The organism is Bradyrhizobium sp. 132 (assembly GCF_023074185.1).
Taxonomy (GTDB): Bacteria; Pseudomonadota; Alphaproteobacteria; order Rhizobiales; family Xanthobacteraceae; genus Bradyrhizobium.
In genome coordinates, this window is sequence record NZ_JADPKY010000157.1 from 143,705 (window position 1) to 161,638 (window position 17,934).

The window sequence follows — 17,934 nt, forward strand, 5'->3', positions numbered from 1 at the left end:
AATCGGCTAGAAGCAGGGGCATGAACGAGATCATTTTCATGCTCGGCGACTGGCCAGTGCGCACCGTGGACGCGCTGATCGGCTTCGGCGCGCTCGTCCTCATCCTGATGGTGGTGATCGCCGTCGTGATCGCGCGCTCTGGACGGCGCGGCGCGGAACTTGCGATGGCCAACGCCATCCGCGCCGACGAGCTCGAGGAGCGCCTGAGCCAAGTGCTGCACGCCCAGGGCGAGGCTTCGGGCCGGGTCGATGCCATGACCCAGACGCTCGCCGGCCGCCAGGCCGACATGGCGCGCGCGGTCAACGAACGGCTGGATTCGGTGACCCACCGCGTCGGCCAATCGATGGAAAACACCACGCGCAACACCATGGATAGCCTGCGCGCCCTGCACGAGCGGCTCGGCATCATCGACAGCGCGCACAAGAACCTCACCGACCTCACCACGCAGGTGACATCCTTGCGCGACGTGCTCGCCAACAAGCAGTCGCGCGGCGCCTTCGGTCAGGCGCGGATGGAGGCGATCGTTCAGGACGGTCTGCCGAAGGGGGCTTACGAGTTCCAGTTCACGCTCTCGACCGGCAAGCGGCCCGACTGCGTCGTGTTCCTGCCCGACCAGCGTCCGCTCTGCATCGACGCGAAATTCCCGCTGGAAGCGATGACTGCGCTGCACGATGCCCGCACCGACGAGGAACGGCGCGTCGCCACGCAGCGGCTGCGCAGCGACGTGATGAAGCATGTCAGCGACATCGCCGAGAAATACCTCGTCGCCGGCGAGACCCAGGAAATGGCGTTGATGTTCGTGCCGTCGGAATCGGTCTACGCCGAGATCCATGACGGCTTCGACGACGTGATCCAGAAGGCCTATCGCGCCCGCGTCGTGCTGGTGTCACCATCGCTGCTGATGCTGGCGATCCAGGTGATGCAGCAGATCATGAAGGACGCGCGCATGCGCGATGCCGCCGATCAGATCCGCACCGAAGTGATCAAGCTCGGCGACGACCTCGGCCGCCTCAGGGATCGCGTGGTGAAATTGCAGAAGCACTTTGCCGACGCGAACGAGGACGTGCGGCAGGTGCTGATCTCCGCCGACAAGATCGAGAAGCGCGCGGGCCGGATCGAGGAGCTCGATTTCAGCAAGACCGACGCACCCGAAGGCCCGCATCTGGTGACGACCGGCGCGCCGGAGCTGTTCCCAAGAAAGCTCCAGGCGGGGGAGTGACCTGTTCGAGACTGCCGCCACAATCTCGGCTGTCGTCGTCCGGCTTGACCGGGCGACCCAGTATTCCAGAGACGCCAAATGGGAACGCGCAGCTACTACGTCTACATACTCGCTAGCAAGATCGGCGGCACCCTCTATATCGGCGTGACCAATGATCTCATCCGCCGGGTAGCGGAACACAAATCAAAGCTGATTGAGAGCTTCACAGAGCAGTACGACGTCGTCAGGCTCGTCTACTTCGAGCAGTTCGATGATCCCGAGAACGCGATCAGGCGCGAGAAGCGACTCAAGAAATGGAAGCGAGCATGGAAGATCGCGCTGATCGAGAAAGACAATCCGGACTGGAATGATCTTTATCCGGAGATAGCAGGTCCCCCATAACCCCTGCCTCTGGAATACTGGATCGCCCGGTCAAGCCGGGCGACGACACCTCGCTTGTGGCCGCCAGAATCTGCTAACACCCTCCCATGACCGCACCCGACGCGACCTCTTCCGCCACCGCTGACGCGCCCCCCTCCTGGCGTGACAGCCTTGCCGTTTACCTGCAACCGCGGGTGCTGATCGTGCTGTTCCTCGGCTTCTCGTCCGGGCTGCCGCTGGCGCTGTCGGGCTCGACGCTGCTGGTGTGGATGCGGGAATCTGGCGTCGATCTCAAAACCATCGGGCTGTTTGCGCTGGTCGGCACGCCCTACACGCTGAAATTCCTGTGGGCGCCGCTGGTGGACGCGCTGCACGTGCCGCTGTTCACGCGCGCGTTCGGGCGGCGGCGCGGCTGGCTGCTGTTCTCGCAATCGCTGCTGATCGTCGCGATCCTGCTGCTGGCGCTGACCGACCCCGCGCGCTCGCCGTTCTTCGTCGCGCTTGGCGCATTGCTGGTGGCGACGACCTCGTCGACGCAGGACATCGTGGTCGACGCCTTCCGCGTCGAGAGCCTGCCGGAGAGCGAGCAGGCCGCCGGCATGGCGTCCTATGTCGCGGCCTATCGCATCGGCATGCTGGTCTCGACCGCCGGTGCGCTGTTCATCGTTTCGGGTTTCGAGAGCACCGGCATCACCCGCACATCGGCCTGGATGTGGGGCTATGTGGTGATGGCGGGAATGGTGCTGATCGGGACGATCACCGCACTGGTCGCGACCGAGCCCGAGCAGTCGGTGCGGGCGGAAGCCGCAACGCAAACGGAGACCGCGTTCGCACGCGTGCTGCGCGCGGCGATCGGCGCCTTCTCGGAATTCCTGACGCGGAAGGACGCGCTCGCCGCGCTCGCCTTCGTCGTGCTGTTCAAGTTCACCGACGCCTTCTCCGGAACGATGACCGCGCCGTTCGTGATCGACCTCGGCTTCTCCCGCAACGACTATGCGGCGATCGTGAAGGGCGTCGGCCTCGCGGCGACGCTGATCGGCGGCTTTGCCGGCGGCTTCGTCGCGCGGCGCTATTCGCTTGCGACCAGCCTTTGGATCGGCGGCGTGGTGCAGGCGCTCGCGAACCTCTCCTTCTCCTGGCTGGCCTTGGTCGGCACCAGCCAATGGGCGCTCGCCTTCGCCATCACAGCTGAGAATTTCACCAGCGCCATCGGCACGGTGATCTTCGTCGCCTATCTTTCGGCACTCTGCCAGAACCCTCTGCACACGGCGACGCAATATGCGCTGCTCACCGCGCTTGCCGCGGTAGGGCGGACCTATCTGTCATCAGGCGCCGGCTTCGTGGCGGATACGACCGGCTGGCCGATGTTCTTCGTGATCTGCATGCTGGTGGCGATCCCGAGCCTGGTGCTGCTGGTCTGGCTGCAGAAGCGCGGGCACTTTGACGCGCTGGGCCCGATAAGGGTTTAGGTCGGCTCTCTCACGTTCGTCATTGCGAGCGAAGCGAAGCAATCCAGACTGCCGCCGCGAAGACAGTCTGGATTGCTTCGTCGCAAGTGCTCCTCGCAATGACGACGGAGGCCCCTACTGCTTCTTGATCAAACTCCACTTCGTGATCACGGCTTCGCTCATCTGGCCGGGATCGCTGGCGCAGGCGATTTCGTCGACCTTGACCGAGATCTCCTTGCCGGCGAACGTCTTCAACTGTGCGGCCTGCGCGTCGCCGCTGGGAACGAGCTGGAAGGTTTCGGGCCCGGTCTCGAGATTGCACAGCCCGCTCGGCGGCGGCAGCCGGCGCGGTTCGGTGGTGATCTGGTAGGTCGCAACCCGCTTGCCGACGTTCTTGACGTCGCGCACTTTCATCGTGTTCAGCTCGCCCGAGAGCACCTCGCCGGCATTGATCAGCTTGCCGGGCTTCGCCGGCGGCGGAGCCCCGTCATCCTGCTGCGCGGAGATGGCCGGTGTCCCCAGCGTCATCATCGTTGCGACCAAAGCCCATCGTGTGGCGAAAAGTTTCGTCATGTCGTTCGTTCCGTAAGTCTGGATGGCTAGAACAAGGTGCGCTGCCGCATCGCGGCCGATAGCGTACCTTCATCGAGATAATCAAGCTCGCCGCCGACCGGCACACCATGCGCGAGCCGGGTTACTTTTACGTTGGCGTCCTGAAGCAGGTCGGTGATGTAATGCGCCGTGGTCTGGCCATCGACGGTGGCATTCAGCGCCAGGATGACTTCATGCACCTGCGTGTCATGCGCGCGCGCCACCAGCGCCTCGATGGTGAGGTCCTGCGGGCCGACACCGTCGAGCGGCGACAACGTCGCGCCCAGCACATGGTAGCGCCCGTGGGTGGCATTGGCCCGCTCCAGCGCCCAGAGATCGGCAACGTCGGCGACGACGACGATGATCGAGGGATCGCGCCTCGGATCGAGGCAGACCGTGCAGGGACTTTGCGTATCGATGTTGCCGCAGGTCTTGCAGACCTGGACCTTCTCGAGCGCGACCTGCATCGCCGAGGACAGCGGCATCATCAGCGCCTCGCGCTTCTTGATTAGATGCAGCGCAGCGCGCCGCGCCGAGCGCGGACCGAGGCCCGGCAGCCGCGCGAGAAGCTGGACCAGCCGCTCGATTTCGGGACCCGCAACAGCGCCCATATTACTGGCCGAACATCCCCGGCGGCAGGCTGAGCCCGCCCGTCAGCGCCTGCATCTTCTCCTGCATGGCGGCCTCCGCCTTGCGGCGGGCGTCACCGAACGCGGTGACGAGCAGATCCTCGAGCACCTCGCGCTCTTCGACCTTCATCAGCGAGTGATCGATCCTGACGCCCTTGACGTCCATCTTCGCGGTCATACGCACGGCGACGAGACCGCCGCCGGAAATGCCCTCGACCTCGACGTTGGCGAGTTGGTCCTGCATCTCCTGCATCTTGGACTGCAGCTGCTGCGCCTGCTTCATCATGCCGAAAATATCGACCATCGGTGCTGTCCTTGGAAAGCTAGGCTCTAGAGATCGTCGCCGTCGGAACCGTCGGGCGGATCGTCACTGCCATAGTCGGCGTTAATATCGGATGCCGGCGCCTCGGGGGCAAGCCTGCGGACTTCGACGACCTTCGCACCCGGAAAACGCGACAGCACCTCCCGCACGCGCGGATCGGCCTCCGCAGTGCGCGCATGTTCCTGCTTGGCCGCCTGGTTCACCGACCGCAGCGTCGGCTGGCCTTGCTCGTTGGAGACGATCACGGTCCAGCGGCGCCCGGTCCACAGCTCGAATTTTCGCGCGAGGTCGGAAATCATGGTCTTGGAGGCGTTGGGCTCGAGCGCGACTTCCAGCCGGCCCTCCTCGAAACGGACGAGACGCATGTCGCCTTCGAGCGCGCCCTTGATCATGAGGTCGCGCCTCTGGCCGGCGAGCGCGACGAGCTGGGTGAAGCTCGTGACGCGCAGCGCGGGCGTCGCGCCTTGCGGGTCAGCGGCGGGCGCTGCCATCTGCGGACGGGCCCCACCGCCGCCGCCAAACGAGGACGGAGACGAATTCGGCATGCGAACGGGCGCAGCGGACGCAACCGGCGCGCTACGCGCGGCACCGCCACCGCTCACGACCGGCGAACCGCCTCCGCCCTGCTCCAGCATCTTGAGCGCCTCGTCCGGCGTCGGCAGGTCGGCGACATAGGCGATGCGCACCAGCACCATCTCGGCGGCTGCCGCGGGCCGCGTCGCGGCCTGCACCTCGGTGATGCCCTTGAGCAGCATCTGCCACATCCGCGACAGCACGCGCATCGAGATCTTCGAGGCGAAATCCCGCGCGCGCACGCGCTCGGTCTCGCCATAGGCGACGTTGTCGGCGGTCGCCGGCACGATCTTCACGCGGGTGACGAAATTGACGAACTCGGCGAGATCCGAGAGCACGACGATCGGATCGGCGCCGACGTCGTACTGGTCGCGGAACTCCCTGAAGGCGCTGGCGATGTCGCCACGCGCCAGAGAGTCAAAAAGGTCGATGACGCGGGTGCGGTCGGCGAGCCCCAGCATCTGCCTGATAGCATCGGCCTTCACGGTGCCTGCTGCATGCGCGATCGCCTGATCGAGCAGCGAGAGCGAATCGCGCACCGAGCCTTCCGCTGCGCGCGCGATGATTCCGAGCGCCTCCGGCTCGATCTCGACGTTTTCCTTGGCCGCGATGTTGGCGAGATGCTTCATCAGCACGTCGGCCTCGACCCGGCGCAGGTCGAAACGCTGGCAGCGCGACAGCACCGTGACCGGAACCTTGCGGATCTCCGTCGTGGCGAACACGAATTTGGCGTGCTCCGGAGGTTCTTCCAGCGTCTTCAGGAACGCGTTGAACGCCGCCGTCGACAGCATGTGGACTTCGTCGATGATGTAGACCTTGTAGCGGGCGCTGGCCGGCGCGTAGCGCACGCTGTCATTGATCTGGCGGACGTCGTCGACGCCGGTATGCGAGGCCGCGTCCATCTCCAGCACGTCCATGTGCCGGCTTTCCATGATCGCCTGGCAGTGCACGCCGAGCGTCGGCATGTGGACGGTCGGGCCCTTCACCGAATTATCCGGCATCTCGTAGTTGAGCGCACGGGCAAGAATGCGCGCGGTGGTGGTCTTGCCGACCCCGCGAACGCCGGTGAGGATCCAGGCCTGCGGAATGCGGCCGGTCTCGAACGCATTGGAGACGGTGCGGACCACAGCCTCCTGGCCGATCAGATCGTCGAACGAGGAAGGGCGGTATTTCCGCGCCAGCACCCGGTAGGGCGTTCCCGGCTGGGCGCCGAGGGCAAAGCCGGCCTGGCTGGCGCTATCGGAATTGGGAGGGGCGCCGGCGTCGGTCATCGGTCGATCCGCAATGGAATGTCTTTCAGCCGGCGTTTGCGGAAAGGAGCGCGCTGGCGGTTTTGCGCCGGCGCAATTCGCTCGAAAAACAAGTAGGAGACTGACGAGCGACCCGATCCGGACCTCGTTAGGGCTGCTTCCTTCCGGACCTGACCCGGTTGGCGAGTGGCTCGTCCACCGCCAATCTCCCGGTCCCTATTTGGGGCCAAAAGGGCCGGAAAGCAAGCGGGTATGCGTCGGTCCCGCGCACCCGGCGGGGCGGCCCGTCGAACCATTTGGGCCGCTGACAACGGCTCAGGGTCCGCTGCCTGGAACCTCCGTGATTCGCGCAAATCGCTTGCGGTACTCCGCGGGCGTCACGCCGACGTGACGATGGAATGCGCGGCGCAGCGTATCGGCGTCGGCAAATCCACAATGCAGCGCCACCTGCTTCGGGGCTTCATTGCCAAACTCGAGCAGCCGTCGCGCCGCGTTGACGCGGGCCTCTTCGACCCAGGTCGCAGGCGTGACCCCCACCTCGGCGCGGAACAGCCGCGCAAAATGCCTCGGGCTGAGCTCCATGCGCGTCGCCAGGCTGGCAACGCTGTGATCCAGCGGGATTGGCGGCGACCCAGCGCTGCAGCTCCTGCAGCGCGGCGCGGCCGGCGGGGACAACCTCGCCCTTGCGGGTGAACTGCATCTGCCCACCCGGGCGCTTGAAGAACATCACGAGCTGGCTTGCGACCTTCATGGCCGTATCGCGTCCGAGATCTTCCTCGACCAGTGCCAGCGCGAGATCGAGCCCCGCAGTCACGCCGGCGGCTGTGCGGAGCTTTCCGTCGATGACGTAGATGGCATCCTTGTCCACCGTGACCGATGGGAATCTGCTGGCCAGCATGTCTGCGACCGCCCAATGCGTCGTGACCCGCCTGCCATCCAGAAGACCGGCGGCGGCAAGAAAGAACGCCCCGCTGCACACCGAGCCGAATCTACGGGTCCTCGAAGCCCGTCGCCGAAGCCAGTCGACCACGCGTCCATCCGCAGGGACTTCGGCGGCGTTCGGGCATCCCGCCACCAGCAAGGTGTCGATGGGGTCCTGGAAGTCACGGTCGACGATCCGGTCAGGCATCAGCCGGATGCCTGAGGAGCTGCGGATCGGCCCCGGCTCCGCGCCGCCCACGAACAAGGCATAGGCCGGATAGCCGGCCTGCACGTTCGCTTCGGCAAACACGTCGAGTGGTCCGGCAACGTCGAGCAACTGCACTCCCGGCAGCGCCACGATCACGATCGTTCTTGGCTTCGGTTTCGCGCCCATGGCCGCCTCGGTCCGGATTTGTCCGTTTTAGACGCATTACGTCGATTCCAGACAGACTAGCCGGGATTTACGATGCACGCGACCGAAATTTCAGGAGCTGATCATGTCAGACATCATCGAGGCCACCGTCATTCCCGACAGCAGGCTGGCGCGTGCCATCACCGAATACATCCGCGACACCGAAACCGACCTGCTCTTCAACCATTCCAGCCGCGTCTACCAATTCGGCGCGATAGCGGGCGTCCGCCGCGGACTGACATTCGACCGCGAACTGCTTTACGCCGGCGCCATGTTTCACGACATCGGCCTGATGCCGCACCATGGCAGCAAGCACGAGCGGTTCGAGGTCGACGGCGCGCACGCCGCGCGCGCGTTCCTGCGTAGCCACGGCATTTCGGAAGCCGATGCCTACACCGTCTGGACCGCGATCGCCCTGCACACGACGCCGGGCGTCCCTCAGCACATGCACCCTGTCGTCGCGCTGGTGACCGCAGGCGTCGAGATGGACGTTCTCGGACTGACCTACGGCGAATATTCCGACGAAGAGCGCACGGCAGTCGTGAAGGCGTTTCCGCGCACACCGCACTTCAAGGAAGACATCATCCAGGCCTTCTACGACGGCATCAAGCACCGGCCGGATACGACGTTCGGCAACGTCAAGGCCGATGTCATCGCCGACAAGGAGCCGCATTTCCATCGTGGCAATTTCTGCAGCGTCATCCGCAACTCCCATTGGCACGGCTGAACGCACTTCGTGCCCGTTGCAAATCCGCGCCTCAATCACCGATCAGGAAGTACGACATGAGCGATAAACGCCCCCACCTCACGCACGCGACGGGAGCTCCCGTCAGCGACAATCTCAACATCATGACCGCCGGCCGCCGTGGCCCCGCATTGTTGCAGGATGTCTGGCTGATCGAGAAGCTCGCCCATTTCGATCGCGAGGTGATTCCCGAGCGACGCATGCATGCCAAGGGATCCGGCGCCTTCGGGACCTTCACGGTCACCCATGACATCTCAGGCTATACCAAGGCGAGGATCTTCTCAGAGATCGGCAAGGTGACGCCGATGTTCGCGCGCCTCTCGACGGTCGCCGGCGAGCGCGGCGCGGCCGACGCCGAGCGCGACATCCGCGGCTTTGCGCTCAAGTTCTACACCGAGGAAGGCAATTGGGACATGGTGGGCAACAACACGCCCGTGTTCTTCTTCCGCGATCCGCTGCGCTTTCCCGACCTCAATCATGCGATCAAGCGCGATCCCCGGACCGGAATGCGCAGCGCCGACAACAATTGGGACTTCTGGACGCTGTTACCGGAAGCCCTGCATCAGGTCACCATCGTGATGAGCGAGCGCGGCCTTCCCAGAAGCTTCCGGCATATGCATGGCTTCGGCAGCCACACCTACAGCTTCATCAATGCCGCCAATGAGCGGACCTGGGTGAAATTTCACTTCCGGACGGAGCAAGGCGTCGAAAACCTGACTGATGCCGAGGCTGAAGCACTCATCGGCAAGGACCGCGAGACTCACCAGCGCGACCTGTTCGAGAGCATCGAACGCGGCGATTTCCCGCGCTGGACGATGTTCGTGCAGATCATGACCGACGATCAGGCCAAGGCATTTGCCTTCAACCCGTTCGACCTGACCAAGGTCTGGCCCAAGGCGGACTTCCCACTGGTCGAGGTCGGCTATTTCGAACTGAACCGCAATCCGGAAAATGTCTTCGCCGAGGTCGAGCAGGCATCCTTCTCGCCGGCTCATGTCGTTCCGGGCATCGGCTTCTCGCCCGACAAGATGCTGCAGGCAAGGCTGTTCTCCTACGGAGACGCGGCGCGCTATCGCCTCGGCGTCAACCATCATCTGATCCCGGTCAACGCGCCGAAATGTCCGTATCACAGCTACCATCGCGACGGCGCAATGCGGACCGACGGCAATCTCGGGGGCACGCCGACCTACTTCCCGAACAGCCGCGGCGAATGGACGGACCAGTCCGATCTCAACGAGCCGCCGCTCGAGATCGACGGTGCAGCGGCACATTGGGATCACCGCATCGACGACGATCATTATCGGCAGCCCGGCGACCTCTTTCGCAAGATGAACGCTGAGCAGCGGCAGGCCTTGTTCGACAACACGGCGCGCGCTGTCGGAGCGGCGGCCATCCCGATCCAGGAACGGCACATCGCCAATTGCACCAGAGCCGATCCCGCCTACGGCGCGGGCGTCCGCGACGCGTTGACGCGTCTTGCGACTGTTCGCGCCAAGGCTGCAAAAAAGGCTGCAGAAAAGGCTACAGAATAGGATCGGCCGATCCTGACCGACCTCTCGTCGTCTTCGGCGAACGGCACCGACAGGTGCCGTTCGCATTTTTAAAGCGAGCCACCGAAGCCTCTCAATTTTTTCGCGAAAATAGCTTGAACCGAGCCGCTCGCCGGGCCGTGCCAGGCATCGCCGCGCCACTCTCGCACCAGGCGCAGATGCGGACATTCGCCTCGGAATGCGTCACGCCGATAGGCTCCGTGCCTATCTTCGAGGCCCGCTCATCCCTGAGGCAATCGAGTCTTGACAGGGCCCGCCCGGCAGCGCCTTTCTATGAAATCCTGCCGGAACCAAAACAAAGGGTGCGCGAAAGTCCGATCCATATCATTTTTCAGCCGGCTGACGCCGATTGATGGGAATTTTCGCGCAAGATCAATCACACACCTTCATCCAACCAGAAAAGCGATTCCTCAAAATGGTTACACGTCGTGATGTCGCATCGATTGTCGGACTTGGCGCGATGGCTGCGGCCACGCTGGCCTCCCCGGCCGTGGCGCAGACCGCAGCGGATCCCAACGAATCGACCTTCGCCCGCATTCGCCGCACCAAGAAGATGCGGATCGGCGCGGTCGGCGGCGGCGCGCCCTATTACATGAAGGACCTCGCCAGCGGCCAGTGGAAGGGTTTTTACGTCGACATCGCCAAGGCGCTCGCCGACGACATGGAGGCCGAGCTCGACATCACCGAGACCACCTGGGGCAATTCGGTGCTCGATCTCCAATCCAACAAGATCGACATCTTCTTCGGCCTCAACCCGACCCCGAAACGCGCGCTGGTGGTCGACTTCTCGGTGCCGGTCTTCAACAACGCCTTCGGCATCCTCTGCAAGAAGGATTTCAAGCCGAAGAGCTGGGCCGAGCTCAACTCGCCCGACGTCAAGATCGCCGTCGACCAAGGCTCGTCGCACGACCAGGTGGTCAGCCGCCTGACGCCGAAGGCGCAGATATCGCGCCTGAAGTCCGCCGACGACGCCACCGCCGCGCTCCAGACCGGCCGCGTCGACGCGCAGTGCCTGATCACCATGCTGTCGCTGACCGTCCTGAAGAAGAATCCCTCGCTCGGCCAGTTCGTGCTGCCGACGCCGATCTTCGCCACGACGTCCAATGCCGGCTTCCGCCGCGAGAGCGACAAGACCTGGCGCGACTACGTCAACACCTGGATCGACTTCAACAAGGGCCTCGGCTTCATCCGCAACGCGATCATCACCAACATGGAGCTGGTGGGCGTGACCGAAGCGGACATTCCGCCGGGTGTTTCGCTGTAAGGTGTGATGAGTTCGGGTCGAGCTCAGCCCGCAAGGCGCGGTGCGCTCCCTCTCCCGCTTGCGGGAGAGGGTCGGGGTGAGGGTGTCTCCACAACCAAGAACCCCCGTGAGGACAGAGCCCTCACCCGCAAGCGGGAGAGGTGAAGCAAGAAAGCACGCATGTATCAGTGGGACTTCAGCATCCTCTGGAGCTATCGCTGGCTCTTTCTCAACGGGCTCGGCGTCACCGTCGGCTTCACCGTGGTCATCGTCGTGCTCGGTCTCGTATTCGGCCTGTTCGGCGCCTTCGGCACCCTGTCGCGCTTCAAGGCGGTGCGTTTGCTCGCGCTGACCTTCATCGAGGCGTTCCGGTGCACGCCGATCCTGGTGCAGCTGATCTGGTTCTATTACGCGCTGCCGATCCTGGCCGGAGTCGAGATGACGCCGATCACGGCCTCGGCGCTGGCGCTCTCGCTCTATGGCGGTTCGTTCTATTCGGAGATCATCCGCGGCGGCATCATCTCGATCGACCGTGGCCAGTCCGAAGCCGGCGCCGCGCTGGGCATGACGCCGGGACAGAGCATGAGGCGCATCGTGCTGCCGCAGGCAATCAAGCGCATGATCCCGGCGCTGATGAACCAATCGATCATCCAGTTCAAGAACACCTCCCTGGTCTCGGTACTGGCGGTGCCCGACCTGGTCTATCAGAGCCAGGTCGCGGCCCATGACAGCTACCGTCCGCTGGAGACCTACACCGCCGTCGCGGTCGCCTATGCGGCAATCCTGATTCCCCTGACCATCATGGTCCGGCGCGGCGAGAAGCGACTGGCGGTCAGCGAATGAGCGACACGTCGAAAATCGAGATCCGCGGCCTGCGCAAGAGCTTTGGCAGCAACGAGGTTTTGAAGAGCATCAGCCTGGACGTCGCCAAGGGCGGCGTCGTGGCGCTGATCGGACCGTCCGGCTCCGGCAAGTCGACGCTGCTCCGCTGCGTCAATCTCCTGGTGACGCCCGACGGCGGCAGCGTTCGCGTCGGCGACACGCGCTTCTCGTTCGGAGAGAGTACGAAGCTCCCCGATGTGAAGACGCTGGCACGATTCCGCGCCACCACCGGCATGGTGTTCCAGCACTTTAATCTGTTTCCGCACATGACGACGCTCCAGAACGTGATGGAGGGACCGATCACGGTGCGCCGCATGGCCAAGGCTGACGCCGAGAAGCTGGCGCGGGCCCAGCTTGCCAAGGTGGGGCTTGCGGAGAAGGCGGACCAATATCCGGCAACGCTGTCCGGCGGACAGAAGCAGCGCGTCGCGATCGCCCGCGCGCTCGCCATGGAGCCGGACGTGATGCTGTTCGATGAGGCGACCTCTGCGCTCGACCCCGAGTTGGTCGGCGAGGTGCTCGCCGTCATTCAGCGCCTTGCCTCCGAAGGCATGACCATGGTGATCGTGACCCACGAGATCGCCTTTGCCCGCGAAGTCGCCGACCGCCTGATCTTCATGCGCGACGGCGTCGTGGTCGAGGAAGGCCCGGCGCGACAAGTGATCGACAATCCGCAGCAAGCGGCGACGCGCGCCTTCCTCAGCCATTTCCACCGCACCGGCACGCTTCCGCCGGCCAACGCAACAACGTGATGCCAGATATCGATCGCGCCTATCTCGTCACCGGCGCCGCCAGCGGCATCGGCCGCGCCACCGCAAAACTGCTCGCCGCCCCCGGCAACGCTTTGCTGCTGCACACGCGCTCCAATGCAGCCGGCCTCGACGCCACGGCGGCGGAAGCCGAAGCGCAAGGCGCGATCGTCGCAAAATGCCTCGGCGATCTCGCTGAAGAAACAGCCGCCACCGACGCCATCGCCGCCGCCCAAGTCGCCTTTGGGCGGCTCGATGGATTGATCCTGGTCGGCGGGCATGCCCGCCGCGGCAGCGCGATCGGCACGCCGGCGGATCAGTTCCACCAGGCGATGGACGAATCGGCGCTGGCGTTCACGCGCCTGGTCGACGCCGCGCTCCCGCTGTTGCGGGCGGGACACGATGCGCGGATCGTCGCGGTGTCGTCGTTCGTGGCGCATGCGATCCGGCCTGAATTCGCGCCGTTCGCCGCGACCGCCGCAAGCCGCGCCGCGCTCGAAGTCCTGGTGCGCCTCACTGCGGTCGAGCTCGCCCAGGACGGCATCACCGTCAACGCGGTCGCGCCGGGCCTCATCCTCAAGGACAGACCGAGCGAGAGCAGGCTTTCGCCCGAGCAGATCGCCGCAACCGAGGCGCTGATCCCGATGGGGCGTCGCGGACGACCGGAGGAAGTCGCCGAGATCATCGCCTTCCTGGCGTCACCAAAAGCATCCTACGTCACCGGCCAGGTTTGGCACGTCAATGGAGGCCTGACATGATCGAAGCGACCGTCGAACGCATCAGGCTGTTCCTGATCGAAAGCCCGATCAAGATGGCGCGCCTCCAGGGCGTCGGCAACGTCAAGGGCACGGTGAAGCGCGTGCTGATCGAGGTCACCTCGAGCGGCGGCGTGATCGGCTGGGGCGAGGCTGCCCCGTGGGAGGTGTTCACGGGAACGCCGGAAGCGGCGTTTTCTGCGCTCGACATCTATTTGCGGCCGATCGTGCTGGGCAAGCCGGTGCGCCGCATCCGCGCGCTGATGGCTGAGCTCGACCGTGCGCTGGTCGGACATGCCGAGGCCAAGGTCGCGATCGAGATGGCGCTGCTCGACATCGTCGGCAAGTCGTCGGGACTTTCGGTCGCCGATTTGCTCGGCGGCCGCGTGCGCGACACGATCCCGCTGTCGTTCTCCATCGCCGATCCGGATTTCACCGCCGATCTCGAACGCATGCGAACGATGGTTCCGGACGGCAACGTCATTTACAAGGTCAAGACCGGCGTGAAGCCGCATCGCGAGGACCTCGATCATCTCGAGGCGATCCGCAACGAGTTCGGCGACAAGGTCGATCTGCGCGTCGACTACAACCAGGCGCTGGCGCCGTTCGGCGCCATCAAGATCCTGCGCGACGTCGAGCAGTTCGCGCCGACCTTCATCGAGCAGCCGGTGCCACGCAAATATCTCGACGTGATGGCGCAGCTCACGGCGGCGCTGGAAACGCCCGTGCTCGCCGACGAAAGCTGCTTCGATCGCCGCGACATGATGGAGGTGGTGCGCCGCGAGGCGGCAGACGCCGTCTCGATCAAGTTGATGAAGGCCGGCGGCCTGTTCGAGGCCCAGGCGATCATGGCGATCGCCGACATCGCCGGCCTGCCCGGTTATGGCGGCACGTTGTGGGAAGGCGGCATCGGGCTGGCCGCCGGCACGCAGCTGATCGCGGCAACACCCGGCATCTCACTCGGCTGCGAATTCTACATGCCGCATCATGTGCTGACCGAGGACGTGCTCGAAGAGCGCGTCGCCAACCGCGGCGGCCACGTCGTGGTGCCCGATGGCCCCGGCCTCGGCATCCGCGTCAGCGAAGCCTCGATCCGCACCAACGCGCGCGTGCTGGCGGAGGCGTAGACGCCTCCCGCAAACGCTCGCGCGGGGGTCCTAGATCAGCGTTTCGCTTGTCCAGGACGACGAGCGAGTATGCAGCGGCAGCGGAGCCCCGATCCTTCCCCTATCGGAATCGGTATCGTATGGTCCGACCGAACGAGCCCGGTCGCCGGGCAATCTGGAAACATACATGTCCGAACCCGCCTGGTCGCTGCACTCCCGCCTGAAAGAGGACACCATCGACATCGGCGATTTGCCGCTGTCCAAGGTGCTGGTCATCAAGGACGCACATTATCCCTGGCTGCTGCTGGTGCCGCGGCGCATGGATGCGGTCGAGATCATCGATCTCGACGAGGTGCAGCAAGCGCAATTGATGACGGAGATCTCCCGCGTCTCGCGCGCGCTGAAGGAGATCACCAACTGCGACAAGCTCAACATCGCGGCGCTCGGCAATCTCGTGCCGCAGCTTCACGTCCATATCATCGCGCGCCGCACCGGCGACGCCGCCTGGCCGCGGCCGGTCTGGGGCGTGATGCAGCCCTTGGCGCACGATGCCACAGAGGTGCAGAATTTCATCAGCGCGCTTCGCCGCAAGATCTGGTTGGGTTGAAAGAACAAGAAATGTCAGCATTCGACTCGTTTCCGCTGGGACAACCGGCCTTCGTCACCAACATTCTCGACCGCGCCGCGCATCTGCGCCGCGACGACGAAAAGCTGTTCGCGATGGAGCAGAAGCCGTCGTCGCGCGCCTATATCGTCTACCGCGACTCGCTGCTGGTGAAGCGCGAGGGCGAAAAAATGCGCGCCCTGCTGGGCATCGACGAGGCGCTGAAATGCGGCGCCAATCCCGGTACGATCTTCTTGGGTCTGCGCGACGGCGCCGCCATGTTCGGCATGGGCCTGTCGCAGGCCGCGTCCGAGAAGCTGGTCGGGCGCGAAGACTACGCCCTCACCGAGCTGCGCGGCATGGCGATGCAGGGCGCAGTTCGCCCCGAGGAGCTGTCGGCGATCGCAATGGCGAAATCGATGGTGAGCTGGCATCAGCGCCACGGCTATTGCGCCAATTGCGGCACGCGGACCGGGATGAAGGAAGGCGGCTGGAAGCGCGAATGCCCGAGTTGCAAGGCCGAGCATTTCCCGCGCACCGACCCTGTCGTGATCATGCACGTCGCCTCCGGCGAAAAATGCCTGCTCGGCCGCCAGAAGCAGTTTCCGCCGGGCATGTATTCGTGCCTCGCCGGCTTCGTCGAGGCCGCCGAAACCATCGAGGACGCGGTGCGCCGCGAGATCCTCGAAGAGTCCGGGATCCGCTGCACCGACGTGCAATATTACATGACCCAGCCCTGGCCCTACCCGTCGTCGCTGATGATCGGCTGCAGCGCGCGGGCCGTGAGCGAGGACATCGTCGTCGATCATTCCGAGCTGGAGGATGCGCGCTGGTTCACGCGCGAGGAGGCAGCCCTGATGCTGACGCGGACGCATCCCGACGGGCTCGCCGGTCCGCACCCGTTCGCCATCGCCCATCACCTGCTCGGCCGCTGGGTGCACGGCAAGAGCTGAGACCGCCGATGGCTGCATCAGGGATCGCGCCGCGCATCCTCTGCATCGGCATTCCCGTGCGCGACCTGACCTTTCGGGTCGAGGCCGTGCCCGCGCGCGGCAGCAAGGCGAATGCCACCCATCTCGCGGAGATCTGCGGCGGCAACGCGCTCAATGCCGCAATCGCCATGGCGCGGCTTGGCGGCCGCGTCTCTTTCGCGGGCCCCATGGGCGATGCCCGGGAGATTTCGAGCGGCTTCATCCTCGAACGGATGGAAGCTGAAGGCATCGAGACCACACAAATCGTGCGCATGCCGGGGCTGATGACGCCTGTCTCGGCGATCATGATCGATCCGTCGGGCGAACGAACGCTCACCATCTATCGAGATCCGGCGCTGTCGACCGTGAAGCTGCCGGACGCCGACGCACTGCTCGCCGATTGCCGGGCGGTTCTCGTCGAAAGCCGCTGCGCCACGTTCGCGACCTCGCTCTGCGCGGAGGCACGCCGGCACGGCATTGCCGTCATCGTTGGCGTCGATCGCGCGATGTCGTTGCAGGACAGCCTGCTCACGGTCGCCTCGCACCTGCTGTTTGCCAGCGAACAGGTGCAGGAGACGGCCTGCATCGCCGATGACGGCGCAGCGTTGAAGCGCTTGGCCGCGCTCACGCCCGCCTTCCTCGCCGCCACCCGCGGCCCGCGCGGCACGATCTGGCTTAACGAGGCGGGGGAGCTGGAGGGGATGCCGGCGTTCGCGGTTCAGGCCGTCGATACGCTCGGCGCCGGCGACGTGTTCCATGGCGCCTTCACGCTACGTCTCGCCGAAGGCGGCGGCGTGCGGGAGGCGCTGCAATTCGCCGCGGCCGCCGCGGCGTTGAAATGCACCCGCCATGGCGGCGGCATGGCGTCTCCGCAACGTATTGAAGTTGAAAAGCTTTTAAGCATGTCGCAGGCGACGGCGCTCGATCGAGCGCCGAGATTATAGACTTGCTATAGAAAGATTTTCTCTATATCAGGGAAAACGCCCCTCGAAATGGAACAAAGTTCTTCAAATGACCGATCTCGCTGTCCAGATCCCCGAGACCAGCCGCCGCCTCGACGCCATCGACCGCAAGATTCTGATGGTGCTTCAGGACGATGCCTCCCTGTCCGTCGCCGAGATCGGCGACCGCGTCGGCCTGTCCTCGACCCCGTGCTGGAAGCGTATCCAGCGCCTGGAGGCCGACGGCGTGATCATCAAGCGGGTGGCGCTGGTCGACCAGAACAAGATCGGGCTCGGCATCTCAGTGTTCGTGTCGGTGGAGAGCGCCGACCATTCCGACGCCTGGCTGAAGAAGTTCGCCGAAGCCGTCAGCGCCATGCCTGAGGTGATGGAGTTCTATCGTATGGCCGGCGACGTCGACTACATGCTGCGCGTCGTGGTCGCGGACATGCAGGCCTATGACGTGTTCTACAAGAAGCTGATCAGCGCCGTGCCGCTGAAGAACGTTACCTCGCGCTTCGCGATGGAGAAGATCAAGTCGGTGACCACGCTGCCGATCCCGGCTGTGGTGACGGCGTAGGGTCTCACCGCGCAGACGCTGTCATCGCCCGGCTTGAGGCCGCGGCGTACTGGATGCCCCGGTCAAGCCGGTCAAGCCGGGG

General features: G+C 64.8%; 18 protein-coding genes, 1 other RNA gene and 1 pseudogene. 14 read left to right on the forward strand and 6 right to left on the reverse strand.

Translation table 11 applies throughout. From position 1 onward, the window contains the following. Window positions 1-20: 20 nt before the first annotated feature. The 3 genes from rmuC to IVA74_RS33705 all read left to right on the forward strand — a co-directional run bounded on the left by rmuC (window position 21) and on the right by IVA74_RS33705 (window position 3,049). A complete protein-coding gene (gene rmuC / locus IVA74_RS33695; protein ID WP_247351442.1) occupies window positions 21-1,220 on the forward strand; it encodes a DNA recombination protein RmuC in 1,200 nt (399 codons plus the stop codon). A gap of 78 nt (window positions 1,221-1,298) precedes the next feature. After that, complete coding sequence (locus IVA74_RS33700) at window positions 1,299-1,601, forward strand: GIY-YIG nuclease family protein (RefSeq protein ID WP_247351443.1); 303 nt, start codon at window positions 1,299-1,301, stop codon at window positions 1,599-1,601. Window positions 1,602-1,687: 86 nt separating this feature from the next. Beyond that, window positions 1,688-3,049: an MFS transporter gene (locus IVA74_RS33705; protein ID WP_247351444.1), complete on the forward strand. Its 1,362-nt coding sequence runs from the start codon at window positions 1,688-1,690 to the stop codon at window positions 3,047-3,049. A gap of 114 nt (window positions 3,050-3,163) precedes the next feature. Here IVA74_RS33705 and IVA74_RS33710 read toward each other — a convergent pair whose 3' ends face one another. The 6 genes and pseudogenes from IVA74_RS33710 to IVA74_RS33735 form a co-directional block, all read right to left on the reverse strand. Continuing rightward, complete coding sequence (locus IVA74_RS33710) at window positions 3,164-3,601, reverse strand: hypothetical protein (RefSeq protein ID WP_247351445.1); 438 nt, start codon at window positions 3,599-3,601, stop codon at window positions 3,164-3,166. A gap of 26 nt (window positions 3,602-3,627) precedes the next feature. Further along, window positions 3,628-4,230 carry a recombination mediator RecR gene (gene recR, locus IVA74_RS33715; protein ID WP_247351446.1) on the reverse strand — a complete coding sequence of 201 codons (603 nt, stop codon included), beginning with the start codon at window positions 4,228-4,230 and terminating at the stop codon, window positions 3,628-3,630. 1 nt (window position 4,231) lies between these two features. Further along, window positions 4,232-4,552, reverse strand: coding sequence for a YbaB/EbfC family nucleoid-associated protein (locus tag IVA74_RS33720; RefSeq protein WP_247351448.1), 321 nt, complete (start codon window positions 4,550-4,552; stop codon window positions 4,232-4,234). Between the two features lie 26 nt (window positions 4,553-4,578). After that, on the reverse strand, window positions 4,579-6,414 hold the full coding sequence (locus IVA74_RS33725) for a DNA polymerase III subunit gamma/tau (RefSeq protein WP_247351449.1): 1,836 nt from the start codon (window positions 6,412-6,414) through the stop codon (window positions 4,579-4,581). 92 nt (window positions 6,415-6,506) lie between these two features. Further along, window positions 6,507-6,603, reverse strand: an RNA gene (ffs, locus tag IVA74_RS33730) — signal recognition particle sRNA small type. A 105-nt stretch (window positions 6,604-6,708) separates the two neighbouring features. Next, window positions 6,709-7,708 (reverse strand): annotated as a pseudogene (locus tag IVA74_RS33735) (GlxA family transcriptional regulator). Between the two features lie 103 nt (window positions 7,709-7,811). Between IVA74_RS33735 and IVA74_RS33740 the strand changes: the two are divergent. The 11 genes from IVA74_RS33740 (at window position 7,812) to IVA74_RS33790 (ending at window position 17,852) form a co-directional block, all read left to right on the forward strand. Continuing rightward, window positions 7,812-8,453 carry an HD domain-containing protein gene (locus IVA74_RS33740; RefSeq protein ID WP_247351451.1) on the forward strand — a complete coding sequence of 214 codons (642 nt, stop codon included), beginning with the start codon at window positions 7,812-7,814 and terminating at the stop codon, window positions 8,451-8,453. 56 nt (window positions 8,454-8,509) lie between these two features. After that, window positions 8,510-10,003 (forward strand): catalase, encoded by a 1,494-nt coding sequence (locus IVA74_RS33745; RefSeq protein ID WP_247351454.1) that lies wholly within the window; start codon window positions 8,510-8,512, stop codon window positions 10,001-10,003. Window positions 10,004-10,436: 433 nt separating this feature from the next. Continuing rightward, window positions 10,437-11,285 (forward strand): transporter substrate-binding domain-containing protein, encoded by an 849-nt coding sequence (locus IVA74_RS33750; protein ID WP_247351457.1) that lies wholly within the window; start codon window positions 10,437-10,439, stop codon window positions 11,283-11,285. A gap of 159 nt (window positions 11,286-11,444) precedes the next feature. Then, on the forward strand, window positions 11,445-12,107 hold the full coding sequence (locus tag IVA74_RS33755) for an amino acid ABC transporter permease (RefSeq protein ID WP_247351458.1): 663 nt from the start codon (window positions 11,445-11,447) through the stop codon (window positions 12,105-12,107). Continuing rightward, the gene (locus IVA74_RS33760) at window positions 12,104-12,898 is read left to right on the forward strand and encodes an amino acid ABC transporter ATP-binding protein (RefSeq protein ID WP_247351460.1); all 795 of its coding nucleotides are present in this window, start codon (window positions 12,104-12,106) and stop codon (window positions 12,896-12,898) included. Before IVA74_RS33755 ends, IVA74_RS33760 begins: the two co-directional genes overlap by 4 nt. Further along, window positions 12,898-13,653, forward strand: a complete 756-nt coding sequence (locus IVA74_RS33765; RefSeq protein ID WP_247351462.1) for an SDR family oxidoreductase — start codon at window positions 12,898-12,900, stop codon at window positions 13,651-13,653. The genes IVA74_RS33760 and IVA74_RS33765 overlap by 1 nt, the downstream gene beginning before the upstream one ends. Next, window positions 13,650-14,777, forward strand: a complete 1,128-nt coding sequence (locus IVA74_RS33770; protein WP_247351463.1) for a muconate cycloisomerase family protein — start codon at window positions 13,650-13,652, stop codon at window positions 14,775-14,777. Before IVA74_RS33765 ends, IVA74_RS33770 begins: the two co-directional genes overlap by 4 nt. A 166-nt stretch (window positions 14,778-14,943) precedes the next feature. Continuing rightward, the gene (locus IVA74_RS33775) at window positions 14,944-15,363 is read left to right on the forward strand and encodes an HIT family protein (protein ID WP_247351464.1); all 420 of its coding nucleotides are present in this window, start codon (window positions 14,944-14,946) and stop codon (window positions 15,361-15,363) included. 11 nt (window positions 15,364-15,374) lie between these two features. Further along, window positions 15,375-16,313 carry an NAD(+) diphosphatase gene (nudC, locus tag IVA74_RS33780; RefSeq protein WP_247351465.1) on the forward strand — a complete coding sequence of 313 codons (939 nt, stop codon included), beginning with the start codon at window positions 15,375-15,377 and terminating at the stop codon, window positions 16,311-16,313. Window positions 16,314-16,321: 8 nt separating this feature from the next. Further along, complete coding sequence (locus tag IVA74_RS33785; RefSeq protein ID WP_247351466.1) at window positions 16,322-17,275, forward strand: sugar kinase; 954 nt, start codon at window positions 16,322-16,324, stop codon at window positions 17,273-17,275. Window positions 17,276-17,342: 67 nt separating this feature from the next. Then, window positions 17,343-17,852 (forward strand): Lrp/AsnC family transcriptional regulator, encoded by a 510-nt coding sequence (locus tag IVA74_RS33790; protein WP_247351467.1) that lies wholly within the window; start codon window positions 17,343-17,345, stop codon window positions 17,850-17,852. The last annotated feature ends 82 nt before the right edge of the window (window positions 17,853-17,934 follow it).

Excerpts from the sequence above, each read along its gene's own strand:
- rmuC (WP_247351442.1), top strand. The coding sequence starts at position 21 with ATGAACGAGATCATTTTCATGCTCGGCGACTGGCCAGTGCGCACCGTG.
- IVA74_RS33700 (WP_247351443.1), top strand. The coding sequence starts at position 1,299 with ATGGGAACGCGCAGCTACTACGTCTACATACTCGCTAGCAAGATCGGC.
- IVA74_RS33705 (WP_247351444.1), top strand. The coding sequence starts at position 1,688 with ATGACCGCACCCGACGCGACCTCTTCCGCCACCGCTGACGCGCCCCCC.
- IVA74_RS33710 (WP_247351445.1), bottom strand. The coding sequence starts at position 3,601 with ATGACGAAACTTTTCGCCACACGATGGGCTTTGGTCGCAACGATGATG.
- recR (WP_247351446.1), bottom strand. The coding sequence starts at position 4,230 with ATGGGCGCTGTTGCGGGTCCCGAAATCGAGCGGCTGGTCCAGCTTCTC.
- IVA74_RS33720 (WP_247351448.1), bottom strand. The coding sequence starts at position 4,552 with ATGGTCGATATTTTCGGCATGATGAAGCAGGCGCAGCAGCTGCAGTCC.
- IVA74_RS33725 (WP_247351449.1), bottom strand. The coding sequence starts at position 6,414 with ATGACCGACGCCGGCGCCCCTCCCAATTCCGATAGCGCCAGCCAGGCC.
- IVA74_RS33740 (WP_247351451.1), top strand. The coding sequence starts at position 7,812 with ATGTCAGACATCATCGAGGCCACCGTCATTCCCGACAGCAGGCTGGCG.
- IVA74_RS33745 (WP_247351454.1), top strand. The coding sequence starts at position 8,510 with ATGAGCGATAAACGCCCCCACCTCACGCACGCGACGGGAGCTCCCGTC.
- IVA74_RS33750 (WP_247351457.1), top strand. The coding sequence starts at position 10,437 with ATGGTTACACGTCGTGATGTCGCATCGATTGTCGGACTTGGCGCGATG.
- IVA74_RS33755 (WP_247351458.1), top strand. The coding sequence starts at position 11,445 with ATGTATCAGTGGGACTTCAGCATCCTCTGGAGCTATCGCTGGCTCTTT.
- IVA74_RS33760 (WP_247351460.1), top strand. The coding sequence starts at position 12,104 with ATGAGCGACACGTCGAAAATCGAGATCCGCGGCCTGCGCAAGAGCTTT.
- IVA74_RS33765 (WP_247351462.1), top strand. The coding sequence starts at position 12,898 with ATGCCAGATATCGATCGCGCCTATCTCGTCACCGGCGCCGCCAGCGGC.
- IVA74_RS33770 (WP_247351463.1), top strand. The coding sequence starts at position 13,650 with ATGATCGAAGCGACCGTCGAACGCATCAGGCTGTTCCTGATCGAAAGC.
- IVA74_RS33775 (WP_247351464.1), top strand. The coding sequence starts at position 14,944 with ATGTCCGAACCCGCCTGGTCGCTGCACTCCCGCCTGAAAGAGGACACC.
- nudC (WP_247351465.1), top strand. The coding sequence starts at position 15,375 with ATGTCAGCATTCGACTCGTTTCCGCTGGGACAACCGGCCTTCGTCACC.
- IVA74_RS33785 (WP_247351466.1), top strand. The coding sequence starts at position 16,322 with ATGGCTGCATCAGGGATCGCGCCGCGCATCCTCTGCATCGGCATTCCC.
- IVA74_RS33790 (WP_247351467.1), top strand. The coding sequence starts at position 17,343 with ATGACCGATCTCGCTGTCCAGATCCCCGAGACCAGCCGCCGCCTCGAC.